A 26,536-nucleotide genomic window follows, 5' to 3' on the forward strand; every position below is an offset into this window, starting at 1 on the left:
TATCGATTCACGAGGAGCACGACGATGACGGATGGCACTCCCGACGAGACCTCGAACGAGGACCGGTCGCGGGCGGAACGTCCGGGACGCGCGGGGGCACCCCGCCGCGAGCGTCCGACCAGGGAACGCCCGCGTCGCCGGCAGCGTCCTCGCGCGGCCACCCTGCCGCAGATCCTCGCGGCCGCCGTGGAGGCGAACGCCGACGGTGTGGCTCTCGTGTTCCGCGACGAGTCCGGCGCGACCACCGAGTGGACCTACCGCGAGCTCGATGCGGCGTCGTCGAAGCTGGCGCGCGAGCTGATCGCGCGCGGCATCGGCGCCGAGGACGTGGTGGCGCTGGCCGTCACGCGGTCCGCCGAGTCGATCCTGTCGATCTGGGCGGTCGCCAAGACCGGTGCGGCATACGTGCCGGTCGATCCGAAGTACCCCGCGGACCGCATCGAGTACATGCTCACCGATTCGGGGGCCACCCTCGGGATCACCACTACGGAGCACCGCGAGACCCTGCCGGAGGGAGTGGGCCCCAGCTGGCTCGTCCTGGGCGACGCCGACCTGGACGCCGCCGTCGACGCACGGTCCGCCGAGCCGGTCACCTACGCCGATCGCGTGCGGGTGCTCGGCCCCGCGAACACGGCCTACATGATCTACACGTCCGGATCGACGGGTCGACCCAAGGGCGTCGAGGTGACGCACGCCGGCCTCTCGAGCCTGGTCGCCGAGCAGCGTGAGCGCTTCGGTATCGACGCGTCCGCCCGCACCCTCGCCGTCGCGTCCCCGAGCTTCGACGCCTCGGTCTTCGAACTGCTCATGGCCGTGGGGTCCGGAGCGACGATGGTCGTCTCGCCGCCCGACGTCTTCGGTGGCGACGATCTGACGGCTCTGCTGCACGAGCAGCGGGTGACCCATGCCGTCATCACCCCGTCCGTGCTGGCCTCGGTCACGCCGTCGGAGTTGCCCGACCTGCGGGTCGTGGTCACCGCCGGTGAGGCGTGCCCGCCGGAACTGGTGTCCCGCTTCGTGACCGACACCCGCCGCATGTTCAACGGCTTCGGTCCGACCGAGGCCACCATCATGACCAACTGCGCGGAGCTGTTCCCGGACGCGCCCGTCTCCATCGGCGGCGCGATCCGCGACTTCCGCACGCCCGTGCTCGACGGCCGCCTGCGCGACGTCCCGGCCGGTGTCGCCGGTGAGCTGTACGCGGCCGGCCCCGGTCTGGCCCGCGGGTATCACGGTCGGCCGTCGCTCACCGCGGAGCGTTTCGTCGCGGACCCCTTCGGTGAACCCGGCTCGCGCGTGTACCGCACCGGTGACCTCGCCCGCGTGCGCAGCGGCGGCGCGGTCGACTACCTGGGCCGCTCCGACTTCCAGGTGAAGGTCCGCGGGTTCCGCATCGAACTCGGCGAGATCGACGCCGCCCTGACGGCGCACCCGGACGTCCGCTTCGCCGCGGCGGCCGGTCATCAGCTGCCCGACGGCTCGACGGTGCTCGTGGCCTACGTGCAGCCCGAGCCGGGCCACGAGATCGACGTCGACGACGTCACGGCCTTCGTCGGCCGGAGCCTCACCGCGTACATGGTGCCGTCCGAGATCATCGTCATCGACGCCGTGCCCCTCACACCCGTCGGCAAGCTCGATCGCGCGGCGCTGCCGCAGCCGACCATCGGCACGTCGACGAAGGAGTACCGGGCTCCCGAGACCCGGACCGAGATCACGGTGTCCGAGGTGCTGGCGGACCTGTTGTCGGCCGAGCGCGTGGGTCTGGACGACACCTTCTTCGAACTCGGTGGCAACTCGCTGCTCGCGACGCAGGTGGTCGCCCGGATCAACCAGGCGGCGCAGTCCCGCATCGCGGTGCGGGACGTGTTCGAGGCGACCTCGGTCGCGGATCTCGCCGCGCGCGTGGATCTCTCGCTCGGTGCCCCCGAGCGGCCGCCGCTCGTGCGCCGTGACCGCTCGGGCGACCTGCCGCTGTCCTACGCCCAGCAGCGGATGTGGCTCACCAACCAGTACGACGTGACGTCGCCCGCGTACAACCAGCCGGTCGTGCTGCGGATGACGGGTGCGCTGGATCTCGAGGCGCTCGGCCACGCGTTCGAGGATCTCATCACGCGGCACGAGACGCTGCGCACCGTCTACCCGCAGACCGACAGTGGTCCGGTGCAGCGCATCGAGCCCGCGTCGTCGGTGTCGGTGGTGCTCGATCCGGAGCGGATCGACGAGAGCTCGGTGTACGAGCGACTGACCCCGGTGGTGCTCGACGGCTTCGACGTGTCGTCCTCGGTACCCTTCCGTGCCAAGCTGTTCCAGATCGCGGACCAGGACTACGTCCTCGCCGTGGTCATGCACCACATCGCCAGTGACGGTGGATCTCTCGCCCCGCTGGTGCGCGACCTCACCACGGCCTACGTGGCGCGCAGCGCCGGTGCGGCTCCCGAGCTGCCCGAGCTCGAGGTGCAGTACGCGGACTACGCGATGTGGCACCGTGAGCTCCTCGGCGACGAGAGCGACCCGGAGTCGTTGAGCGCCAAGCAGATCGACTTCTGGACGCGCGCCCTCGCCGGTACTCCCGAGGTCATCGAACTCCCCTCCGACCGGACGCGACCGGCGCAGCCGTCGTCCCGCGGTGCGACGGTGCCGTTCCGACTCGAGTCGGACGTCGTCGAGGGTCTGAACGACCTCGCGCGACGCACCAACTCGACGCTGTTCATGGTGGTGCACGCCGCCCTGGCCGTGCTGCTCTCGCGCATGGCCGCGACCGACGACGTGTCCGTCGGCACGCAGATCGCGGGCCGCGGCGAGCAGGCGCTCGATCCGCTCGTCGGCATGTTCGGCAACACGCTGGTCCTGCGATCGCATCTGGAGCCGGGGGAGTCGTTCGAGGACTTCCTGCTCCGCACCCGCACCGCGGACCTCGATGCACTGGGCAACTCGGACCTGCCGCTGGACCGGCTGGTCGAGATCCTGCGACCCCAGCGCTCGCTCGCCTACGCGCCGCTGTTCCAGGTACTGCTCATGCTGCAGAACTTCGAACGCACCGAGATCGAGCTGCCCGACGTCACCATCGGTCTCCTCGACTCGGACGTGCCAGTCGCGAAGCTCGACCTGACGCTGACGCTCATGGAGCAGGTGAACCCCGACGGGTCGCCCGGTCCCATCGACGGATCGCTGCTGTACGCCACGGATCTGTTCGACGAACCCACCGCACGCACCATCGCGGAACGCTACGTCGGCATCCTCGCCGCCGTCGTGGCCGATTCCTCCACCGCCGTCGGCGATCTCCCGCTGACCACCTCCGGCGAGCAGACGCAGCTCGCCGCGCTGCGCGGCATCGACGCTCCGCTGCCCGCCGAGACCCTCGTCGACGCGTTCCGCCGCGGCGCCGCACAGGATCCGAGTCGGACCGCGCTCGTGTACGAGGGGACCTCTCTCACGTATGCCGAGTTCTCCACGCGGGTGAACCTGTTGGCACGGCACCTCGTCGCACTGGGGGTCGGTCCCGACGCCCGCGTGGCCGTCGGCATGCGCCGCTCGCTCGAGATGATGATCGGGATCTACGCGGTGCTCGAGGCCGGTGGCGCCTACGTGCCGGTGGATCCGGACCACCCGCACGAGCGCACCGAGTACGTCCTGTCCAGCGCCGCACCCGTCGTCGTGCTGACCACCACGCGCGATCACCGGGACCTGCCCGAGCACCACAACGTGATCGACGTCGACACGGTCGATCTCGCCGACGTGTCCGCGGAGCCGCTGACGGATGCGGAGCGGACGGGCACGCTCGTGCCGTCCAACATCGCCTACATCATCTACACATCGGGCTCGACCGGCCGCCCCAAGGGCGTGGCGGTCTCGCACCGCTCCGTCCTGAACCAGATGCTCTGGATGCACGAGACGTACGACCTCACGGTCGGCGACACGATGCTGCAGAAGACGCCGGTGACGTTCGACGCGTCGGTGTGGGAACTCTTCCTGCCCTTGCAGCTCGGAGCCACCCTCGTCGTCGCGCGTCCGGACGGCCACCTCGACGTGCAGTACCTGCTCGACCAGGCGCGCTCGCACGGCATCGCGATCCTCGAGTTCGTACCGTCCATGCTCGAGCTCTTCATGTCCGATGCCGGTCTGGCCCTGCCGGGATCGCTGCGCTACCTGTCGGTGGGCGGCGAGGCGTTGTCCGCCGATCTGGTGCGTCGGTTCGCGGCCTCGTCGGCCGCCGAGCTCGACAACACGTACGGCCCCACCGAGGCGACGGTCACGTCCACGCTGCACCGGACCACCGACGCCGACGTCCGTACCGTGCCCATCGGTCGCCCGATCCGTAACACCGGTGCGCGCGTGCTGGACTCGCGTCTGCACGACGTTCCGGTCGGTGTCCCGGGAGAGCTCTATCTCACGGGCGCGCAGCTGGCTCGTGGGTACTTCGGTCGGCCCGACCTCACCGCCGATCGCTTCGTCGCCGATCCCCGCACGACCGGTGAGCGGATGTACCGGACCGGCGACCTCGTCTCGGTCACCGCGTCGGGTGAGCTGGAGTTCCTCGGCCGCACCGACTTTCAGGTCAAGCTCCGTGGTCTGCGCATCGAGCTCGGCGAGATCGAGTCCGCTCTCACAGCGCACCCGGACGTGGCCCGCGCCGTGGCCATCGTGCACTCCGACGAGCGCACCGGCGAAGCTCTGGTGGCGTACATCGTGCCGGAGGCCGGGCGCGCACCGGAACTGGCGAGTGTCCTCGACCTGGTCGCCGAGCGCGTCCCCGCGTACATGGTGCCGTCACACCTGACGGTGCTCGACGAGATCCCGCTCAGCCCCAGCGGCAAGCTCGACCGCCGCGCTCTGCCCGAGCCCGTGGACGTGTCCGGACCGCGGGAGTACCGGGCTCCGGAGACGGTGTCCGAGAAGGTCGTCGCGGACGTCTTCTCCGCACTGCTCGATGCCCCGCGCGTCGGCATCGACGACTCGTTCTTCGAGCTCGGCGGCAACTCGCTGGTCGGCATGCGCGCCGTCGCGCGGGTCAACGAGGCGCTGTCCAGCTCCATCGGCGTCCGCGATCTGTTCGAGAAGCCCACGGTGGCCGCGCTCGCCGCCCGGATCGATGCCGCGGCACACACCGGCCGTACCCGGCCCGTGCTGGCGCCGCGGGAGCGCCCGGAGCGGATCCCGCTGTCGCTCGCGCAGTCCCGCATGTGGTTCGTCAACCAGTTCGACACCGAGTCGGCGGCCTACAACATTCCGCTCGTCATCACGCTGCGCGGCGCGCTCGACGTGGACGTGCTGCGCGCGGCCGTCGGCGACGTGCTCGAGCGCCACGAGTCTCTGCGTACGCTCTACCCGCAGGTGGACGGCACGCCGTACCAGGTGATCCTGCCCGCCGATCGGGTCGCCGGACAATTCGCCGTGACCGAGGTCGCCGCGGACGACGTGCAGGCGCGCGTACTCGACATGGTGACCTCCGGCTTCGACGTCACCGCGGAGGTGCCGCTGCGCGGCGCACTGTTGCGGACGTCGGACACCGAGGCCGTGCTGGCGTTCGTCGTGCACCACGTCAGTGCCGACGGATTCTCGATGGGCCCGCTCGCCCGCGACGTCATGACCGCCTACGCGGCACGTCAGGCCGGCACGCCGGCGTGGTCCGAGAACGGCCCGCTGCGTCCGCTGACCGTGCAGTACGCCGACTTCTCCCTGTGGCAGCGCGAGATGCTGGGCTCCGAGTCCGACCCGGAATCACTGGCGTCGCAGCAGGAGTCGTACTGGGTGACGCAGCTCGACGATCTGCCGGAGGTGCTCACGCTCCCGTCGGACCGCCCGCGTCCCGCGGTGTCCACCGGGGCCGGGTCCGCGGTCCACCACACGATCGATGCCGAGATCCACACTCGCGCGGCAGACTTCGCACGCGCCCACGACGCGAGCCTCTTCATGGTCGTGCACAGTGCGCTCGCCGTCGTACTCGCCCGACTGTCGAACACCACCGACATCGCCGTCGGTGCCCCCATCGCCGGTCGCGGCGAGGAAGCGCTCGACGACCTCGTCGGCATGTTCGTCAACACGCTCGTGCTGCGCACGCAGGTCTCGCCGCACGCCACGTTCACCGAGCTGCTCGCCGAGACGAAGACCGTGGACCTCGGCGCCTTCGGCAACGCGGACATCCCCTTCGAGCGGCTCGTCGAGGTCCTCGCTCCGGAGCGCTCGACATCGCACAACCCGCTCTTCCAGGTGGCGCTGGCGTTCCAGAACCTCGAGCGCACGACGTTCGAACTCGGCGGCCTCGAGGTCGCCCGGTACGACGCCGGCATCCACTCCGCGAAGTTCGACCTGTCCATCGAGATCACCGAGACGGTGGAGGACGGCGGGCAGGCCGGAGGCCGGTCGGGTGACGTACAGGCCGCGGGCATGACGATGGAGGTGACGTACTCGACCGACCTGTTCGATGCGGAGACCGTCACGCTGTTCTGCGAGCGCTTCGAGCGCGTGCTGGCCGCGGCGATCGAGACGCCCGACCGCGCCGTCGGCGACATCCCACTGCTCGACTCCGAGGAGGCGGCGTCGTTGGCACCCGTCACCGGGGACGACGCTGTGGCGGAGCGGACGCTCGGCGACCTCCTCGTCGATGCCGTCGAGAGCAACCCCGACGGCCCGGCACTGGTCTTCGACTCCGCGGTCCTGTTCGACGGGACGTCGGTGTCCTACCGCGAACTCGGCGAGTTCTCGGCTCGACTCGCCCGCGTGCTCATCGACCGGGGCATCGGAGCCGGATCCGCCGTGGCGCTGTCCGTCCCGCGCTCCGCGGAGTCGGTCGCGTTGATGTGGGCGGTGACCCGTACGGGTGCGGCCTTCGTCCCGATCGACCCCAACTACCCGGCCGATCGCATCGAGCACATGGTGACCGACTCGGGCGTCCGTGTCGGCCTGACGCTCGGCGTGCACCGGGCGTCCCTGCCCGACGAGATCGACTGGCTCGTCGTCGATTCCGACGAGATCCGGGCACAGGTCTCGGCCGCGTCGGCGGATCCGATCACCGACGCCGACCGCCGGACGGCCGTCACGCCGGCCGACCGCGCGTACATCATCTACACCTCGGGTTCCACCGGTCTGCCCAAGGGCGTCTCGGTGTCCCATCGTGGTCTGAACCAGCTCGGGGTCTCCCAGCGCGAGCAGTACCGCGTCGAGAGCGACTCGCGCGTCATGCACTTCGCGTCGCCGAGCTTCGATGCCTCACTGCTGGAGCTGCTGCTCGCGGTTCCCGCTGCCGCCGCGCTGGTCATCGTTCCCACCACCGTGTACGGCGGTGAGGAGCTGGCGCAGTTCCTGCGCCGTCACGCGGTGACGCACGCGTTCATCACCCCGGCCGCGCTGGCCTCGGTGGACCACTCGGGTCTCGAAGCGTTGCAGACCATCTCGGTCGGCGGCGAGGCGTACTCGCAGGACCTGGTCACCAGGTTCGCGCCGGGTCGCCGCATGCTCAACGTGTACGGACCGACCGAGACCACGATCGTCTCGCACATCGGCAAGCCGATGGTGCCGGGTGGCCCGATGCCGTTCGGTGGCCCGATCCGCGGCGGTCGCGCCATGGTCCTCGACGCTCGGCTCAACCCCGTCCCCGTCGGTGTTCCCGGCGACCTCTACACCGCGGGCCCCGGTGTGGCGCAGCACTATCACGAGCGTCGGGCACTCTCGTCCGAGCGGTTCGTCGCCGATCCGTACGGCGAGCCCGGTGCTCGCATGTACCGCACGGGCGACGTCGTGCGCTGGTGGCGCCGCCCCGAGACGGGTGACCTCGAACTCGAGTACGTGGGTCGTGGCGACTCGCAGATCAAGATCCGCGGGTTCCGCATCGAGCCCGGCGAGATCGACGCCGTCGTGTCCTCGCACCCCGAGGTGCAGTTCGCGCTGACCACTCCCTTCACCACCGCTGCCGGGTCCAAGGTGCTGGTCACCTACGTCACGCTGACCGCGGGATCGTTGCTGCGCGAGTCGGACGTCACCGAGTGGGCAGCGGAATCACTTCCCGCGCACATGGTCCCGTCCGCCGTGGTCGTCATGGACGAGGTGCCGCTGGGTGCCACGGGCAAGGTCGACCGACGGGCTCTGCCGACGCCCGAGTTCGGTACCGACACCGACACGTACCGCGAACCCGCCACCGAGACCGAACGCGCGCTGGCAGCGGTCTTCGCCGACGTGCTCGGCGTCGATCGGGTCGGCGCGGACGACGACTTCTTCGCACTCGGCGGAGACAGCATCGTCTCCATTCAGCTCGTCTCCCGCGCCCGCGCCGCCGGACTCTCCCTCAGCCCGCGTGACGTCTTCGAGCGCCGCACGGTGGCTGCCCTGGCGGCCGTCGTGTCGTCGGGGGAGAACGCCGTCCGCATGCTGCCCGAGCTCGAGGGTGGCGGCGTCGGATCCCGTCCGCTGACCCCGGCGGAGCACTTCATGACCCGCCGCGGCGGCGCCTACGAGCGCTTCTCGCAGAGCGTCGTACTGGACCTGCCGACAGGTATCGACGAGGCCGGTATCACCGCGACACTGCAGGCCGTGCTGGACCGTCACGACATGTTCCGCGCGCGCCTCACCGGGTCGCTCGACGACGGCTTCGAGATCGTCACCGCGGCACCGGGTTCGGTGGACGCCGCGTCGCTGCTCACCCGAGTCGACGTCGATGCCGACGTCACGGGCGACGACCTCGAGAAGGTGGCTCGCACGGCACTCGACTCGGCGCTGGATCGCCTGTCGACGGCCGAGGGTCGTCTCGTGCAGTTCGTCTGGCTGGACCGGGGGCCGTCGACCGGCGGCCACCTCGTCGTCGCCGGCCATCACCTCGCCGTCGACGGTGTCTCGTGGCGCATCATCGTGCCGGACCTGGTCACCGCGTGGTTCGGCGTGTCCTCCGGGACCGAGCCGACTCTGCAACCGGTGGGCACGTCGATGCGTACCTGGGCGCACGCGCTCGTGGACCAGGCGCCGTCCCGTCGCTCGGAACTGCCGTTCTGGAGTTCCGTCGTGCGGTCCGAGGACGTGCTGCTCGGCGACCGCGATCTCGACCCCGCCGTCGACGTGCAGGCCACGCTCGACAAGGTGCGCGTCACCGTCCCGGCGGACGTCACGACCGCCGTCGTCACCGCTCTGCCGCAGGTGTTCCGGGGCGGCGTGAACGACGGACTGTTGTCCGCACTGGCTCTGGCCGTGGCGAAGTGGCGCCGTGAGCGCGGCACCGAGACGTCGTCGTTGCTGCTGCGCCTCGAGGGCCACGGCCGCGAGGAGGACGTGCTCGGCGACGCCGGACTCGCGGATCTGTCGCGGACCGTCGGCTGGTTCACGTCGATCTTCCCCGTGCTGCTCGACCTCACCGACGTCGACCTCGACGACGCGTTCGCCGGTGGCGCCGCGGCCGGCCGAGCTGTCAAGGCCGTCAAGGAACAGCTGCTCGCGGTGCCCGATCGCGGTATGGGCTACGGCATGCTGCGCTACCTCGACGAGACGGGACGCTCGGTTCTCGCGCGATCCGTCGGCCAGATCAGCTTCAACTACCTGGGCCGCCTGTCCGCGGGCGAGCTGCCCGAGGGTGCGGAGGGTCTGGGCTTCCTCCCGTCGTCCGACATCACCACCCTCGCGGACGTGCCTCTCGATGCCGACATGCCGGCGATCGCCGTGCTCGACATCAACGCAGTCCTCGCGGACGAGCAGCTCGGTGCCACGTTCGCCTTCCCCCGCGGCATCCTGTCGTCGGAGGACGTGTCCGCGCTCGGCACCTACTGGGTCGAGGCGCTCACGGCGCTCGCTCAGCACGTCGGGAACGGCGATGCCGGCGGCCTCACGCCGTCGGACGTACCGCTGGTACCGGTGTCGCAGAAGGACATCGAGGTCTTCGAGAACGAGATGTCCGATGCCGGGTCTCATCTCGAGGACGTCTGGTCCCTTGCTCCGCTGCAGGCGGGTCTGCTGTTCCACTCGTCGATGCAGCCGGCCGGCGCTCCCGACGTCTACGTCATGCAGGTCGTGATGGACCTGACCGGCGACGTCGACCGGGACCGGTTCGTCGCCGCGGCCGGTGCGCTGCTCGCGCGCTACGACGGGCTGCGGACCTCGTTCCGCACCACCGCGGACGGTCGTGCGGTGCAACTGGTTCCGAGTTCCGCCGAGGTTCCGTGGGTCGACGTCGACCTGCGCGGCCACGACGACATCGAGGGCGACCTGCGCGTCGAGCTCGAGACCGAGCGGGACCGCCGGTTCTCGATGGACAGCGCGCCGCTGGTGCGCTTCCGGATGATCCGCACCGCCGACGACGCGGTCACGCTGTCGTTCATGGCGCACCACATCGTCATCGACGGATGGTCGATGCCGCTGGTGCTCAAGGATCTCCTGACGCTGTACGCCCTGCGCGGAGATGCGTCGCTGCTTCCCGAGGTCCGGTCCTACCGTTCCTTCCTGGAGTGGCTGTCGGTCCGCGACCGCGCCGTCTCGGTCAAGGCGTGGACCACCGCGTTCGCCGGCGCTGAAGAGCCGACGCTGTTGTCGGGAATCACCGATACGTCCGGGGTCTCGACCGACACGGGTCGGGTCGAGGTCGTCATGGACGAGAAGGTCACGTCCGAGCTGACCGATCTGGGGTCGCGTCTCGGTGTCACGCTCAGCACGATCGTGCAGGCGGCGTGGGGCCTCGTGCTCGCGCGCCAGCTGGGCCGCGACGACGTCGCGTTCGGTGGGACGGTTTCCGGTCGCCCCGCCGACCTCGAGGGCGTCGAGACCATGGTCGGCCTGTTCATCAACACGCTGCCCGTCCGCGTGCGCATCGACGAGTCCGACAGCATCGAGTCCTTCCTGCTCCGGTTGCAGGAGGAGCAGACGGTGTTGCTCGACCACCACTACCTGGGGCTGGCGGACATCACCACCGCTGTCGGCCCGGGCGCGGTGTTCGACTCGATCACCGTTCTCGAGTCCTACCCGGTGGACGAGGAGGGCCTGAAGGCCGCCGCGTCCATCGACGGCATGGCTGTCACCGGCGCTCAGGTGCTCGACGCGACGCACTACCCGATCAACGTGGTCACGTTCGCGGACACGCAGATCCGCATGACGCTGCGCTACCTGCGCGACCTGTTCTCCGACGAGTACGTGTCCGCACTGGGCGGTCGCCTGCAGGCCGTGTTCGCGGCGTTCGCCACGTCACCGGGTGCACCCGTCGGCCGCATCGAGACGCTGCTCGCCGACGAGCGCGCCGACCTGCTGTCGCGCCGCGGATCCGCCGACGTCGACGAGCGCACGCTCGTCCGGATCCTCGAGGACGCCGCGGATCACGCTCCCAGCAGACTCGCCGTCCGCCAGGGATCGGTGCAGTGGACGTACGAGGAGCTCGACGCTCGTGCCACGCGCCTCGCGCGCGTCCTCGTCGACGCGGGTGTCGGACCGGACGTCGTGGTGGCCGTGGCGGTTCCGCGGTCGCCCGAGTTCGTGCTCTGCGTCTGGGCGGTCGCCAAGGCGGGCGGTTACGTGGTGCCCGTCGACCCGGCACACCCTGCCGAGCGCATCGACTACATGGTGCACGACTCGACGGCGGCGCTCGGCATCACGACGGTCGCCGACCGCCCCGCCGACGTCGACGGGCTGCGGTGGCTCGTCCTCGACGACGAGCAGTTCGCGGCCGACGTCGACTCCCGCTCGCCCGAGCGCCTCACCGACGGTGAGCGTCTCGGCACCGTGCGCATGAGCAACGCGGCGTACATGATCTACACGTCCGGATCGACCGGTCGCCCCAAGGGTGTCGTCGTCCCGCACACCGGTCTCGCCAATCTGGTGGCCGCACAGACGGACTCGCTGGGTATCGACCACGCGTCGATCGTCCTGGCCGTGGCGTCGACGAGCTTCGACGCGTCGATCTTCGAGATCCTGCTGGCCGCGGGCAATGCCGTGCCGCTGGCACCGGCGCCCGCCGGGTTCTACGGCGGACCCGATCTGGCGCGCTTCGTCACCGACGAGGGTGTCACCCACATGGTGATCACGCCGTCCGCGCTGGCGACCGTCGAGCCGGACGCGGTGCCGTCCGTGCGCGCCGTCATGCCCGTCGGCGAGGCTCTTCCGCCGGATCTGATGACGGCGTGGGCGACATCCGGTCGCACCGTCGTCAACGGGTACGGACCCGCCGAGACGACGATCATGATCAACGCGTCGGTGCCCCTCTCCGCAGGCGATCCGATCACGGTGGGCGGTCCCAGCAAGGGCACTCGCGAGTACGTGCTGGACGGCCGACTGCGGCCCGTGCCCGTCGGCGTTCCCGGTGAGCTCTACGCCGGAGGACCGGGTGTCGCGCGCGGCTACTTCGGCCGCCCGACGCTCACCTCCGAGCGCTTCGTCGCCGATCCGTACGGTCCCGCGGGGAGCCGTCTGTACCGCACCGGCGACGTGGTCCGCTGGACCGAGGCCGGCACCGTCGAGTACATCGGCCGCAGCGACTTCCAGGTCAAGATCCGGGGCCAGCGCATCGAGCTCGGCGAGATCGACGCCGCTCTCGCGGCGCACCCGGACGTGGACTTCGCCGTGACGGTCGGCCACCGATCCGTCGGTGGCGTCACCGACCTCGTGTCCTACGTCCTGCCGGCGGCGTCCCTGCTCGAGGCGGGCGCGACCCTGGACGTCGCGGCCGTGCACGCCTCCGTCAAGGAGAGCCTGCCCGCGCACATGGTGCCCGCGGTGATCATGCCGCTCACCTCCGTGCCGCTGAACCCGGTCGGCAAGCTCGACCGTGCCGCGCTGCCGGAGCCCACCCTGGTGCGGCAGCAGGCCGAGTACCGCGCCCCCGAGACGCCCGAGGATCAGGCCGTCGCCGAAGTGTTCGCCGATCTTCTCGGCGTGGAGCGGGTCGGTGTCGACGACAGCTTCTTCGATCTCGGCGGCAACTCGCTCGTGGCCACCCAGGCCGTCGCGCGTATCAACGCGGCACTGGACACCCACATCGGCGTGCGCGACATCTTCGACGCGTCGACCGTGGGCGAACTCGCGGCGCGCGCACTCTCGGGTGGAGTCGGTCGTCGCCCCGCGCTCGTCGCGGGCGAGCGGCCCGATCCGGTGCCGCTGTCGCTCGCACAGCGCCGCATGTGGTTCCTCAACCAGTTCGACACCAGCTCGCCCGCGTACAACATCCCGCTGGCGGTGCGCCTCACCGGCACGCTCGACGTCGCCGCGCTGGAGGAGGCCGTCCGCGACGTCCTCGCCCGGCACGAGACGCTGCGCACGGTGTACCCCGGGTCGGAAGAGGGTCCCTACCAGGTCATCCTGGGTGTGGACGACGTTCCCCTCGACCTGGCGCCACGTCCGGTCGAGACCGCCGGTGTGCCCGGCGCGTTGTTCGAGTTCATCGCGTCCGGGTTCGACGTCACGGCCGCCGTGCCCGTGCGCGGTCTGCTGCTCGAGGTCGTCGACCCGGCCGGCGACGCGGCGGAGTACGTGCTGTCCATCGTCGTGCACCACATCTCCGCGGACGGATTCTCGCTCGGCCCGCTGGCACGCGACGTCATGGTCGCCTACTCGGCGCGCGTCGCCGGAGCGATCCCGGAGTGGGCACCCCTGCCCGTGCAGTACGCCGACTACGCGCTGTGGCAGCGCGAGGTGCTGGGATCGGAGAGCGACCCGGAGTCGTTGACCGCCCAGCAGATCGCGTACTGGAAGCAGCAGCTCGCCGGTCTGGACGATCCGATCGAGCTGCCGACCGACAGGCCGCGCCCGGCGGTTCAGTCCATGCTCGGCCACTCGGTGCAGTTCGCGCTGACCCCCGAGCAGACGGCCGGACTGCGCGCCGTCGCCGCGTCGCGTCAGGGCACGCTGTTCATGGCCGTGCACGCGGCGTGGTCCGTGCTGCTCGGCGCCCTGTCGGGCTCGCGCGACATCGCCGTCGGAACCCCGATCGCCGGACGTGGCGAGCGCGAACTCGACGACATGGTCGGCATGTTCGTCAACACGCTGGCACTGCGTCTCGACGTCGATCCGGATGCGTCGTTCGCCGATCTGGTCGCGGCCGCCCGCGCGGCCGACCTGGCCGCGTTCGGTCACGCCGACGTGCCGTTCGAGCAGCTCGTCGAGGCCGTCGACCCGCGTCGGTCGACCGCGTACCACCCGATCTTCCAGGTGGGCTTCTCGTTCCAGAACCTCGCGCCGGTGACGTTCGAGCTCCCCGACCTCACCGTCGGGGACGTCGGGCTCGAGGCCGCGGTCTCGCAGTTCGATCTGCACCTCATCGTCAGTGAGGGAGCCGAGGACGGCTCGCTGCAGTCGGTGCTCACCTTCGCCGAGGCGCTGTTCGACCGCGCCACGGCCGAGTCGTTCACCGAGCGCTTCTCCCGCGTGGTCGACGCGCTGATCGCCCGTCCGGACGCACCGGTGCACACCGCGGACGTCTTGAGTGCGGACGAGCGTCGGTCGATCCTGGTGGACACCAACGACACTCGTGTCGCGGGTGCGCCCACCTCCGTCGCGCGAATGTTCGCCGATCGGGTCGCCGAGCGTCCCGACGTCGCGGCCCTGACCGAGGGTGACGTCTCACTCACGTACGGCGAGTTCGGCTCTCGCGTCGCACGGCTGGCGCGCAGGTTGCTCGCCGACGGCGTGCGGACCGGTGATCTCGTCGCCGTGGCGATGCCGCGGTCGACCGAGTCGATGGTCGCGATGTACGCGGTGGTCCAGGCCGGTGCGGCCTACCTGCCGATCGACCTCGACCACCCGGCCGAGCGCACGGAGTACGTGCTGGGTGATGCCCGGCCGTCGCTGATCCTGCTGGGCGGTCGAGCTCTGTCGGCGCCCTCGGACGTCCCGACGATCGACGTGCTCACGGCGGAGCTCTCGGACTTCTCCGACGCTCCCGTCACCGACGACGAGCGCAGCCGCCCGCTGTCGGCCGAGGACCCCGTGTACGTCATCTACACCTCGGGGTCGACCGGACGTCCCAAGGGCGTCGCGCTGCCGCATCGCGCTGTGGCGAACCAGCTCTGGTGGATCCAGAACGAGTTCGAACTCACGGCGGACGACGCGATGGTGCAGAAGACACCGTCCACGTTCGACCTGTCGGTGTGGGAGCTGTGGTGGCCGCTGACCGCGGGCGCCCGGTTGGTGATCGGTTCGCCCGAGGCGAACCGGGACCCCGCCGAACTCGCGCGACTGATGCGCGAGCAGAACGTCACCGTCGCCGACTTCGTGCCGTCGCTCCTCGGTGCGTTCGCCTCGGTGGCGACGGCCGAGGACGTCGCGTCACTGCGAGCGGTCCTGTGCATCGGCGAGGCGCTGCCGCGCGATGTGGTCACCGCGTTCGGTCGACTGTCCGACGCTCCGGTGGTGAACCTCTACGGACCGACGGAGGCTGCGGTCTCGGTCACCGTGCACCACATCGCGTCCGACGAGACGGGTCCGGTGTCCATCGGTGGACCCGAGGCGAACGTGCAGGTCTACGTTCTCGATTCGCGACTGCGGCCGGTACCCGTCGGTGTCGCGGGTGAGCTCTACCTCGCGGGCGATCAGCTGGCGCTCGGCTACTTCGGCAACACCACCCTGACGGCGGAGCGCTTCGTCGCCGATCCGTTCGGGTCCGGCAGGCTCTACCGCACGGGTGACGCGGTCCGCTGGGTCACCCGCGGTGACGCACGGGTTCTCGAGTTCGTCGCCCGCACCGACGACCAGGTCAAGGTGCGCGGTTTCCGTATCGAACTCGGCGAGGTCGAGGCCGCGCTGACCACCGCCGACGGTGTCGCCGCATCGGCCGCCACCGTCGCCCGTACCGCCGGCGGCGAGCTGCTGGTGGGCTACGTGGTGCCCGAGAAGGACGTCACCCTCGACGTCGACGCGGTGCGATCCGCTGCGGCCGAAACGGTTCCGGGCTACATGGTTCCCGCGCGCATCGTGGTGATCGAGGAGTTGCCGCTGAGCGTCAACGGCAAGCTCGACCGTCGCCGATTGCCCTCGATCGATCTGGACGTGGCGCGGGAGTACCGCGCGCCGTCCACCCCGGTCGAGGAGATCGTCGCCGCCGCGTACGCCGCGGTGCTCGGTGTCGAGCGAGTCGGCATGGACGACAACTTCTTCGAGCTCGGTGGCAACTCGCTGTCGGCGACGCAGGTGGTGGCGCGGGTCAACGCCCGGCTGAACACCCGCATCGGCATCCGTGAGATGTTCGAGTCGGCCGACGTCGCGACGTTCGCGGCGCGCGCCGAGTCGGCGTCGACGTCGGACACCCGTGCACCGCTGGTGCCCGTCGAACGTCCTGCTCACGTGCCACTCTCGCTCGCGCAGTCGCGCATGTGGTTCCTCAACCAGTTCGACACGTCGTCGCCCGCCTACAACGTGCCGCTGGCCATCCGCCTCGAGGGTCGCCTCGATCTCGACGCACTGACGCTCGCCGTCCGGGACGTCCTCGACCGCCACGAGTCGCTGCGCACGGTTTACCCGCAGACTCCGGACGGCCCGACCCAGGTGGTTCTCCCCACTCGCGACGTGCCGCTCGACCTCGCGGTCGAGGACGTCACCGAGGAGAACATCGCCGCACGGCTGTTCACCTTCGTCTCCGGCGGCTTCGACGTCACCGCGGAGGTGCCCGTCCGCGGACTCCTGCTGCAGGTGACGGACGCGGCGGGAGACGCCCCCGCGCACGTGCTCGGCATCGTGATCCACCACGTGTCGTCCGACGGCTTCTCGCAGGGCCCGTTGGCCCGTGACGTCATGGTGGCCTACACCGCCCGCGTCCGCGGCGAGGCTCCCGGCTGGACGCCGCTCCCGGTGCAGTACGCCGACTTCGCGCTGTGGCAGCGGACCGTCCTGGGATCGCTGGACGACGACACCTCCGTCGTCTCGCGGCAGGTCGCGTACTGGCGGACCCGTCTCGCCGGCCTCGGCGACGCGCTGCCGCTGCCCACCGACCGCCCCCGCCCCGCGGTGCAGTCGTTGCAGGGCAAGTCGATCCGCTTCGAGATCTCCGCGGACATCACCGCCGCGCTCACCCGCATCGCGCAGGAGCGCCGCGCGACGCTGTTCATGGCGATGCACGCCGCCTGGTCCGTCACCCTGTCCGCACTCAGCGGCAGTCGCGACATCGCCGTCGGCACCCCGATCGCCGGTCGCGGCGAGCCGGAGCTCGACGACATGGTCGGCATGTTCGTGAACACGCTGGCACTCCGCGTCGACGTGGACCCGGACCTCACGTTCGGCGCCCTCGTGGACGCGGTTCGCGAGTCCGATCTCGCGGCCTTCGGCAACGCCGACGTGCCCTTCGAGCAGCTGGTCGAGGCACTGAACCCCGTGCGCTCCACGGCGTACCACCCGTTGTTCCAGGTGGGCTTCTCGTTCCAGAACCTCTCGCCCGTCCGGTTCGAACTGCCCGACCTCACGGTCTCCGACGCGGGCTTCGACTTCGATGTGTCGCAGTTCGACCTGCACCTCATCGTCAGCGAGGACGCCGCCGCAGGACAGATCGCGATGCTCACCTTCGCCACGTCGCTCTTCGACGAGTCCACGGCACAGGTCTTCGTCGACCGCTTCCTGCGCGTGCTCGACGCCGTCACCGCACGGCCCGAGGACCGCATCGCCGCCGTGGACGTCCTGTCGCCCGAGGAGCGCCGCGACATCCTTCTCACGCGCAACGACACCGCGGTGGCCGGCGTGCCCGAGCTCCTCACGGACATGTTCGCCGCGCGCGTCGCGGCGGCTCCCGACACCACGGCCCTGACATATCTCGACGACTCGATCACCTACGGTGAGTTCTCCGAGAGGGTGTCCCGTCTCGCCCGGTTCCTCATCGGTGAGGGCGTGCGGACCGGTGACCTCGTCGCCGTCGCGATCCCGCGCTCGATCGACGCGATGGTCGCGATGTACGGCGTCGTCGCGGCGGGTGCCGGCTATCTGCCGATCGACCTCGACCACCCTGCCGAACGCACCGAATACGTCCTCGACAGCGCGTCCCCGTCGGTCGTCGTCATCGCGGGCACCCCGCTGTCCGTCGAGACCACGATCCCGACGGTGGATCTGGCGACCGTCGACGTGTCGCTCTTCGACGGCTCGCCCATCACCGACATCGATCGCAGTCGGCCCCTGCTGCCGCAGGACCGCGCCTACGTCATCTACACGTCGGGATCGACAGGTCGTCCCAAGGGCGTGGCCCTTCCGCATCGCGCCGTCGCCAATCAGATGACGTGGATCCAGAACGAGTACCGGCTCACGGCGACCGACGCGATGGTGCAGAAGACGCCCGCGACGTTCGACCTGTCCGTGTGGGAACTGTGGTGGCCGCTGACCGCCGGCGCGCGTCTCGTGCTGGCGTCGCCCGAGGGCAACCGCGACCCGTCGTACCTCGCTCGTCTGATGCGCGAGGAACACGTCACCGTCGCCGACTTCGTGCCGTCGTTGCTCGGTGCGTTCTGCGCCGTCGCGTCGCGGGAGGACCTCGTGTCCCTGCGCGCCGTCCTGTGCATCGGCGAGGCGCTCCCGCGTGACGTCGTCCGGGCGTTCGAGGCACTGTCCGACGCGCCGCTCGACAACCTCTACGGACCGACCGAGGCCGCCGTCTCCGTGACCGCCCACCGCACGGTGCGCGGCGCGACCGGAGCCGTGCCCATCGGTACCCCCGAGGCGAACGTGCGCGTCTACGTTCTCGACGACCGGCTGCGTCCGGTCCCGGCCGGCGTCGGGGGAGAGCTCTATCTCGGCGGCGTCCAGCTCGCACTCGGCTACGTCGGTCGCCCGGATCTGACGAGCGACCGCTTCGTGGCGGATCCGTTCGGCGAGAACGGGTCTCGGCTCTACCGCACCGGTGACGCCGTGCGATGGAACGCCGACGGCGCACTGGTGTTCCTCGATCGCACGGACACCCAGGTCAAGATCCGCGGGTTCCGCATCGAGCTCGGCGAGATCGAGAGTGTGCTCGTGTCCCACGAGTCGGTGGCCGCGGCCGCCGCCGCCGTGTCCTCGGGACGCGGTGGAGACACCCTCGTCGGCTACGTCGTCGCCCGTCCGGACACGACCGTGGACGTCGACGCCGTACGGGCCGCGGCGGCGGAACAGCTGCCGTCCTACATGGTTCCGCAGCGCGTCGTCGTGATCGACGAACTGCCGTTGAGCGTCAACGGCAAGCTCGACCGACGTCGTCTGCCGCAGGTCGGCGTGGACACCGCCTCGACCTACCGCGCGCCGTCGACGCCGGTGGAGGAAGTGGTGGCGGGAGCCATCGCCTCGGTGCTCGGCGTGCCGCGCGTCGGCGTGGACGACAACTTCTTCGAGCTCGGCGGCAACTCGCTGTCGGCGACGCAGGTGATCGCCCGCGTCAACGCCGCACTGAACGCCCGCGTCGGGATCCGGGAGATCTTCGAGGCGCCCACCGCGGCCGGTCTCGCCCTGCGCGCCGAGCGTGCGGTGGAGTACGGCACCCGCGTACCGCTCGCTCCCCGCGAGCGCCCGGACGAGATCCCGCTGTCGCTCGCTCAGCAGCGCATGTGGTTCCTCAACCGGTTCGACGCGTCGTCTGCGGCCTACAACATCCCGCTCGCCATCAAGCTCACCGGCGATCTCGACGTCGCGGCACTCGAGCAGGCGGTCGTGGACGTCGTCGGGCGGCACGAGGTGTTGCGCACGGTCTACCCCGAGGGCGAGAACGGCCCGCACCAGGTGGTGCTGCCGATCGACCGCACGGGGCTGTCGCTCACGGTCGACGACGTCGACGAGGCGGACGTCCGCGCACGCCTCTACGGCTTCGTGACTCGCGGGTTCGACGTCACCACCGAGGTGCCCGTGCGAGCGGCGATCTACCGGACCGGACCGTCGGAGCAGATCCTGGCGTTCGTCATCCACCACGTGTCGTCGGACGGGTTCTCGCTCGGGCCCCTCGCCCGCGACGTCATGGTGGCGTACTCGTCCCGCATCGCCGGCAACGCTCCGGTGTGGTTGCCGCTGCCGGTGCAGTACGCGGACTACACCCTGTGGCAGCTCGAGGTGCTGGGAGACGAGTCGGATCCCGAGTCCGTGCTCGCCCGGCAGGTCGAGTTCTGGCGTACCGCACTGGCGGGCATCGAGGGACCGATCGAGCTGCCGTTCGATCGCCCGCGCCCGGAGATCCAGGCCATGGAGGGCGAGTCGGTGCGCTTCACCATCTCCGCCGACCGTGCGTCCGCTCTGAACCGTGTCGCCGCGGCGTCGCGTTCGACGCTGTTCATGGCGATGCACGCCGCGTTCGCGGTGACCTTGTCGAAGCTGTCGGGATCGCGCGACATCGTGGTCGGCACCCCCATCGCCGGCCGCGGCGAGCAGGAGCTCGACCAGATGATCGGCCAGTTCGCGAACACGCTGGGCCTGCGGCTCGACGTCGACCCCGACAGCACGTTCGCCGATCTCGTCGAGCAGGCGCGCGGCCGCGATCTCGCGGCATTCGGCAACGCCGACGTCCCGTTCGAGCGTCTCGTCGAGGCGATCAACCCCGAGCGGTCGACGGCGTACCACCCGCTGTTCCAGGTCGGCTTCTCGTTCCAGAATCTCGAGCAGATCTCGCTGACCCTGCCCGGTCTCGAGATCTCCGACCTCGGCGTCGAGACCGGCGCGGCGCAGTTCGATCTGCAGTTGCTCGTGGGTGCGGAGGAAGGTGGCGACGGTGTCACCAGTGCGCTCGACTGCGCGTTGACGTTCTCGACGGCGCTGTTCGATCGCAGTACCGCAGACCAGCTCGTGGAGCGGCTGCTGCGCGTTCTCGACACGGTGACGGACGATCCGACGGTGCCGGTGCGCGCCGTCGACGTCTTGTCCGACGCCGAACAGCGCACGCTGATCGACTCGGTCAACGCCACCGACCGCGACGGTGCGCCGTCGCTGCTCTCCGCGATGTTCACGTCGCAGGTCGCGGCCACCCCGGATGCGGTCGCCGTCACGTTCGAGGGCGAGTCCCTGACGTACGCCGAACTCGGCGCCCGTGTCGCTCGCTCCGCTCGCCACCTGATGGCGTCGGGAGTGGGCACCGGCGATCTCGTCGCCGTCGCGGTTCCGCGGTCGCTCGACTCGATCGTCGCGCTGTACGCCGTCGTGCAGACCGGCGCCGCGTACCTGCCGATCGATCCGGATCACCCGGCGGACCGCACCGAGTACGTGCTCGCGGACGCCGGGCCGTCACTCGTGATCACGGGACCCGACGGGCTCGCCGTGTCGAGCGACCTCGTGCAGATCGATCTGTCCTCGGTCGACCTCTCGACGTACCCGTCCGATCCGGTCACCGATGCCGAACGCAGCCGCACACTCCTCCCAGGTGACATCGCGTACGTCATCTACACCTCCGGGTCGACCGGCAGGCCGAAGGGCGTGGCCCTGCCGCACCGTGCCGTCGCGAACCAGATCTGGTGGATGCAGTCGGAGTTCGCCCTCACGGTCGACGACGCGATGGTGCAGAAGACGCCCTCGACCTTCGATCTCTCGGTCTGGGAACTCTGGTGGCCCCTCACCACGGGCGCCCGGCTCGTCGTGGCGAACGCCGAGGGCAACCGCGATCCGGTGTATCTCGCGCGCCTCATGCGCGACGAGCGCGTCACGGTGGCCGACTTCGTGCCGTCACTGCTCGGTGCGTTCACGGCCGTCGCGACCCGCGACGACGTCGCCGCGCTGCGTGCCGTCGTCTGCATCGGCGAGGCGCTGCCGCGCGACGTGGTCACCGCGTTCGCACGCCTGTCCGACGCGCCCGTGATCAACCTGTACGGGCCGACCGAGGCCGCGGTCTCGGCGACCGCCCACCGCATCACGGCGGCCGAGTCGGGTGTCGTGCCCATCGGCGCACCCGAGGCGAACGTGCGTGTGTACGTGCTCGACGACCGGTTGCGACCGGTGCCGCAGGGCGTCATGGGAGAGCTCTACCTGTCCGGCGTACAGCTCGCCCGCGGCTACCACCGTCGGCCGGGTCTGACGTCGGAGCGCTTCGTCGCCCACCCGTTCGGCGAGGGCCGCCTGTACCGGACCGGCGACGCCGTGCGCTGGAGCGCCGGCGCCGACGGGCCCGAACTCGAGTTCGTGGCGCGGACCGACGACCAGGTGAAGGTGCGTGGTTTCCGCATCGAGCTCGGCGAGGTCGAGTCCGCCCTCACGTCGGCCGACGGTGTGTCCGCAGCCGCGGCCGCGGTCAAGCGCATCGCCGGCGGCGACGTCCTCATCGGCTACGCCGTGCCCGAGGCCGGCAGCACGGTCGACGTCGACGCCGTCCGGGAGACCATGCGAGGACTCGTCCCCGCGTACATGGTTCCGGCGCGGATCGTCGTCATCGACGAGCTGCCGCTCAGCGTCAACGGCAAGCTCGATCGCCGACTGCTCCCCGCGGTCGACGCGTCGGTCACCCGTGAGTACCGCGCACCCTCCACCCCCGTCGAGGAAGCGGTCGCGGACGCGTTCGCCTCCGTCCTCGGGGTGCAGCGTGTCGGCGTCGACGACAACTTCTTCGAACTCGGCGGCAACTCGCTGTCGGCCACGCGGGTCATCGCGCGGATCAACGCGCGCCTCGGGACCTCCGTCGGCATTCGCGAGATGTTCGAGACCGCGGATGTCGCCGGGTTCGCCGCGAGGGTGGAATCGGCGACGTCCGACACCCGCGCGCCGCTGGTCGCCAGGGAACGGCCGGACCGCATCCCGCTGTCGCTCGCGCAGCAGCGCATGTGGTTCCTGAACCAGTTCGACACCGTCTCGCCCGCCTACAACGTGCCGCTGGCCGTGCGACTCACCGGGCCGCTCGACGTCGACGCGCTCGTGCGTGCGGTGCAGGACGTCGTCGCCCGGCACGAGAGCCTGCGCACGTACTACCCGCAGGACGAACTCGGACCGTTCCAGAAGATCGTTCCGGCGGCCGAGCTCACCCTCGACTTCGAACAGGACTCTGTGGCCGAGGACCGCGTGCGCGGGCGACTGGTGTCGTTCGTCGCCCGCGGGTTCGACGTCACCGCGGGGGTGCCGGTGCGCGGTCTCCTGCTCGAGACCGGCGCGGACAGCCACGTGCTGATGATCGTCATGCACCACATCTCGGCGGACGGTTTCTCCGTCGCTCCGCTCGCACGTGACGTGATGATCGCGTACGGATCCCGGTCCGAGGGCAACGCACCCGTGTGGAGTCCGCTCGAGGTGCAGTACGCGGACTACACGTTGTGGCAGCGCGACGTTCTCGGAGCCGTGGACGATCCGGATTCCGTTCTCGCCGAACAGCTCTCGTACTGGAAGGAGTCGATGGCCGGGCTGGACGGGCCCATCGAACTGCCCTTCGACCGACCTCGTCCCGAGGTCCAGTCCATGAGCGGACACGAGATCGGGTTCTTCGTCCCGGCGCGCGTCATGGACGCGTTGCAGGAGGTGTGCCGAGGATCGCGGGCGACGCTGTTCATGGGTGTGCACGCGGCCTTCTCGGTGTTGCTCTCCAAGCTCGGCAACACCCGCGACGTCGTCGTCGGCACCCCGATCGCCGGTCGCGGCGACGAGGCGCTCGATCACCTCGTCGGCATGTTCGTGAACACGCTCGCGCTGCGACTGGACGTCGATCCCGACCTGTCGTTCGTCGATCTGGTGCGCAGTGCGTCGGCGGTCGATCTCGGCGCCTTCGCCAACGCGGACGTGCCGTTCGAGAACGTGGTCGAGGCGGTGGACCCGGAACGGTCGACCGCCTTCAACCCGCTCTTCCAGGTGGGCTTCTCGTTCCAGAACCTCGCACCGGTACAGGCCACGCTCTCCGGCCTGGAGGTCGCGGCGCTCGAACCGGGCTCCGAGATCTCGCAGTACGACCTGCATCTGGTCGTCGCCGAGGGACACGAGAACTCCGAGTACGGACGCGGTCTGGAGATGGCGTTCACCTACGCGACGTCGCTCTTCGACGAGGCGACCGTGCAGAGCTTCGCCGATCGTCTGCTGCGCGTGCTCGAGTCGGTCGCCTTCGCGCCCGACACTCGGGTCCGCGACATCGAGATCATGAGCGACGACGAGCGGTCCGTCGTGGTGGTCGAGCGCAACCGCACCGAGATGGCGGGAGTGCCGCCGACGGTCACCGAGATGCTCGATCGTCAGTTCTCGGCGTCACCGGACGACACCGCGATCGTGGCGGGTGACTTCTCGCTCACGTACCGCGAGTTCGACGAGCGGGTACAGGCGCTCGCCCGCTATCTGATCGCCCACTCCGTCGGACCGGGAGACCTCGTGGCGGTCGCGATTCCGCGATCGTTCGACATGATGATCGCCCTGCACGCGATCGTGCGGTCCGGGGCGGCGTACCTGCCGATCGACCTCGAGCATCCGCCGGAGCGCACCAGGTACGTGTTGGCGAACGCGCGTCCGCGCGGCGTCCTGACGGTCTCCCCGGTGGTCCTGGATCTGGACGAGACGGGATGCTCACGCGTCGACGTGGACACGTTGGATCTGGACGAGTTCGCCCTCGGACCGATCCGCGAGGAGGAGCGCACCAGGCCCATCACGGGCGACGACCTGATGTACGTCATCTACACGTCGGGATCGACGGGCAAGCCGAAGGGCGTCGCGGTGGGTCATTCCGCCGTCGCGAACCAGCTGGCCTGGATGACGCGGGAGTACTCGCTGTCCACGGCGGACGCGGTGATCCAGAAGACGCCGGTCACGTTCGACGTGTCCGTGTGGGAGCTGTGGTGGCCGCTGACCGCGGGCGCCACGGTGGTGCTGGCCAAGCCGGGCGGGCAGAGCGATTCGCTCTACATCGCGGATCTGATCCGCACGCGGAACGTCACCGTCGCGGTGTTCGTGCCGTCCCCGTTCGTCGCCTTCCTCACGGTGGCCGAGGCCGCCGACGTGGCGTCGGTGCGTGCCGTGCTCTGCGCCGGCGAGGCGCTGCCGAGAGACAGTGTCGACGCGTTCGGCCGGATCAGCGACGCGCAGGTGGACAACCTCTACGGCCCGACCGAGGCCGCCGTCACCGTCACCCGTTTCTCGGGCGCGTACACCGGTACCTCGTCGTCGATCCCCATCGGGCGTCCGGCCGCGAACACCAGCGTCTACGTGCTCGACGGTGCCCTGCGTCCGGTCCCGGACGGTGTCGTGGGCGAGCTGTACCTGGCCGGCGACCAGCTGGCATGGGGATACTTCGGCCGGACCGAACTCACCGCGGACCGATTCGTTGCCAACCCCTTCGAGCCCGGCCGGATGTACCGCACGGGTGACGCCGTCCGGTGGACCACAGCCGGCGACATCGAGTACATCGGCCGTACCGACGATCAGGTGAAGGTCCGCGGCTTCCGCATCGAGCTCGGCGAGGTCGAGAAGGTTCTCGCCTCGTTCGACGGCGTGACCGTGGCCGCGGCCGCGGTCAAGCGCTTCGGCGGCAGCCCAGCCCTGATCGGCTACGTCGTCCCACAGGAGGGCTCGACGGTCGATCTCGCCGCGCTCGAGGAGTTCGCGGGAACCAGACTGCCGTCGTACATGGTGCCGAGCCGGATCGTCGTCATCGACGCCATCCCACTCGGAGCCAGCGGCAAGATGGACCGCAAGTCGCTGCCCAGCCCCGAGATGGCGGCCCAGCGGGAGTACCGGGCGCCCTCCACCCCGATCGAGGCCGCGTTCGCCGAGGCCTTCGCGTCGGTACTGGGCGTCGACCGGGTCGGCGTGGACGACAACTTCTTCGAGCTCGGCGGCAACTCGCTGAGTGCGACCAAGTTGCTGAGTACTGCCAGGGCGTCCGAGGCCATCGAACGCGACGTTCCGTTGCAGTGGATCTTCACCTCGCCCACGCCGGCGACGCTCGCGGCGAAGGTCGAGGCGGGATCGGTCGGGGACGACAAGGACGCGCTCGGCGTGCTCCTGCCCATCCGCACCACGGGCAGCCAGGCGCCGCTGTTCTGCTTCCATCCGATCGTCGGGTTGGCGTGGAGCTTCACCGGTCTGGCGTCGCGATTGAGCCCGGAGATCCCGATCTACGGCATCCAGACGCCGGCCCTGTCCGGGGACGACACCCTGGAGGAGTCGATCACAGCGGTCGCCGAGCGCTACCTGGCGGAGATCCGCACCGTGCAGTCGGAGGGCCCGTACCGGTTACTCGGGTGGTCGTTCGGTGGCACCGTCGCCCAGACGGTGGCGAGCATGCTGCGCGAGGCAGGGGAGACCGTCGAGCTGGTGGCGATCCTCGATTCCCGTGGCGGTCCTGCACCGACCGAGGCGAGCGGCGAGGAGACCTCACTGTCTCTGGCCGAGCTCCTCGGCGCTCTGGGCGTGAGCACCGAGGGCGTCCCGGACGTGCCCCTCGGCAGCTTCGAGGAGGCCGCTCGCATGATCGCGTCCGCACCGGCTGTCGCGGATGTCCTCGACGAACGCACGGTCGAGCTGATGCTGCGGGGTGCTGCGCACAACGGTGTGCTCATGGAACAGCACGAGTCGCCCTACTTCGACGGGACGCTGCTGTTCTTCGCGGCTGCGGCGGACGATCCGACCGGCCGCGTGTTCGCCGACAGCTGGATCCCCTACGCCGATGTCGTCGACGCGTACTCGGTGCCCGTGACGCACTGGTCGATGACCACCGACGCCGCGTGGGACGTCATCGTCCCGGTGATCCGCCGAGCCATCGGGGGCTGACGAC

The 26,536-nt window shown here is 70.1% G+C and carries 1 protein-coding gene; it reads left to right on the forward strand.

Translation table 11 applies throughout. The annotated features are described in order from the left end of the window. The first annotated feature begins 24 nt into the window (after positions 1-24). Complete coding sequence (locus tag BR07_RS23520; RefSeq protein ID WP_051613100.1) at positions 25-26,532, forward strand: non-ribosomal peptide synthase/polyketide synthase; 26,508 nt, start codon at positions 25-27, stop codon at positions 26,530-26,532. Positions 26,533-26,536: the final 4 nt, after the last annotated feature.

The sequence above is a fragment of the Rhodococcus sp. UNC23MFCrub1.1 genome (assembly GCF_000686025.1).
Classification (GTDB): Bacteria; Actinomycetota; Actinomycetes; order Mycobacteriales; family Mycobacteriaceae; genus Rhodococcoides.

What these genes read in the sequence shown, in the direction of transcription:
- BR07_RS23520 (WP_051613100.1), top strand. Translation starts at nt 25, where the DNA reads ATGACGGATGGCACTCCCGACGAGACCTCGAACGAGGACCGGTCGCGG.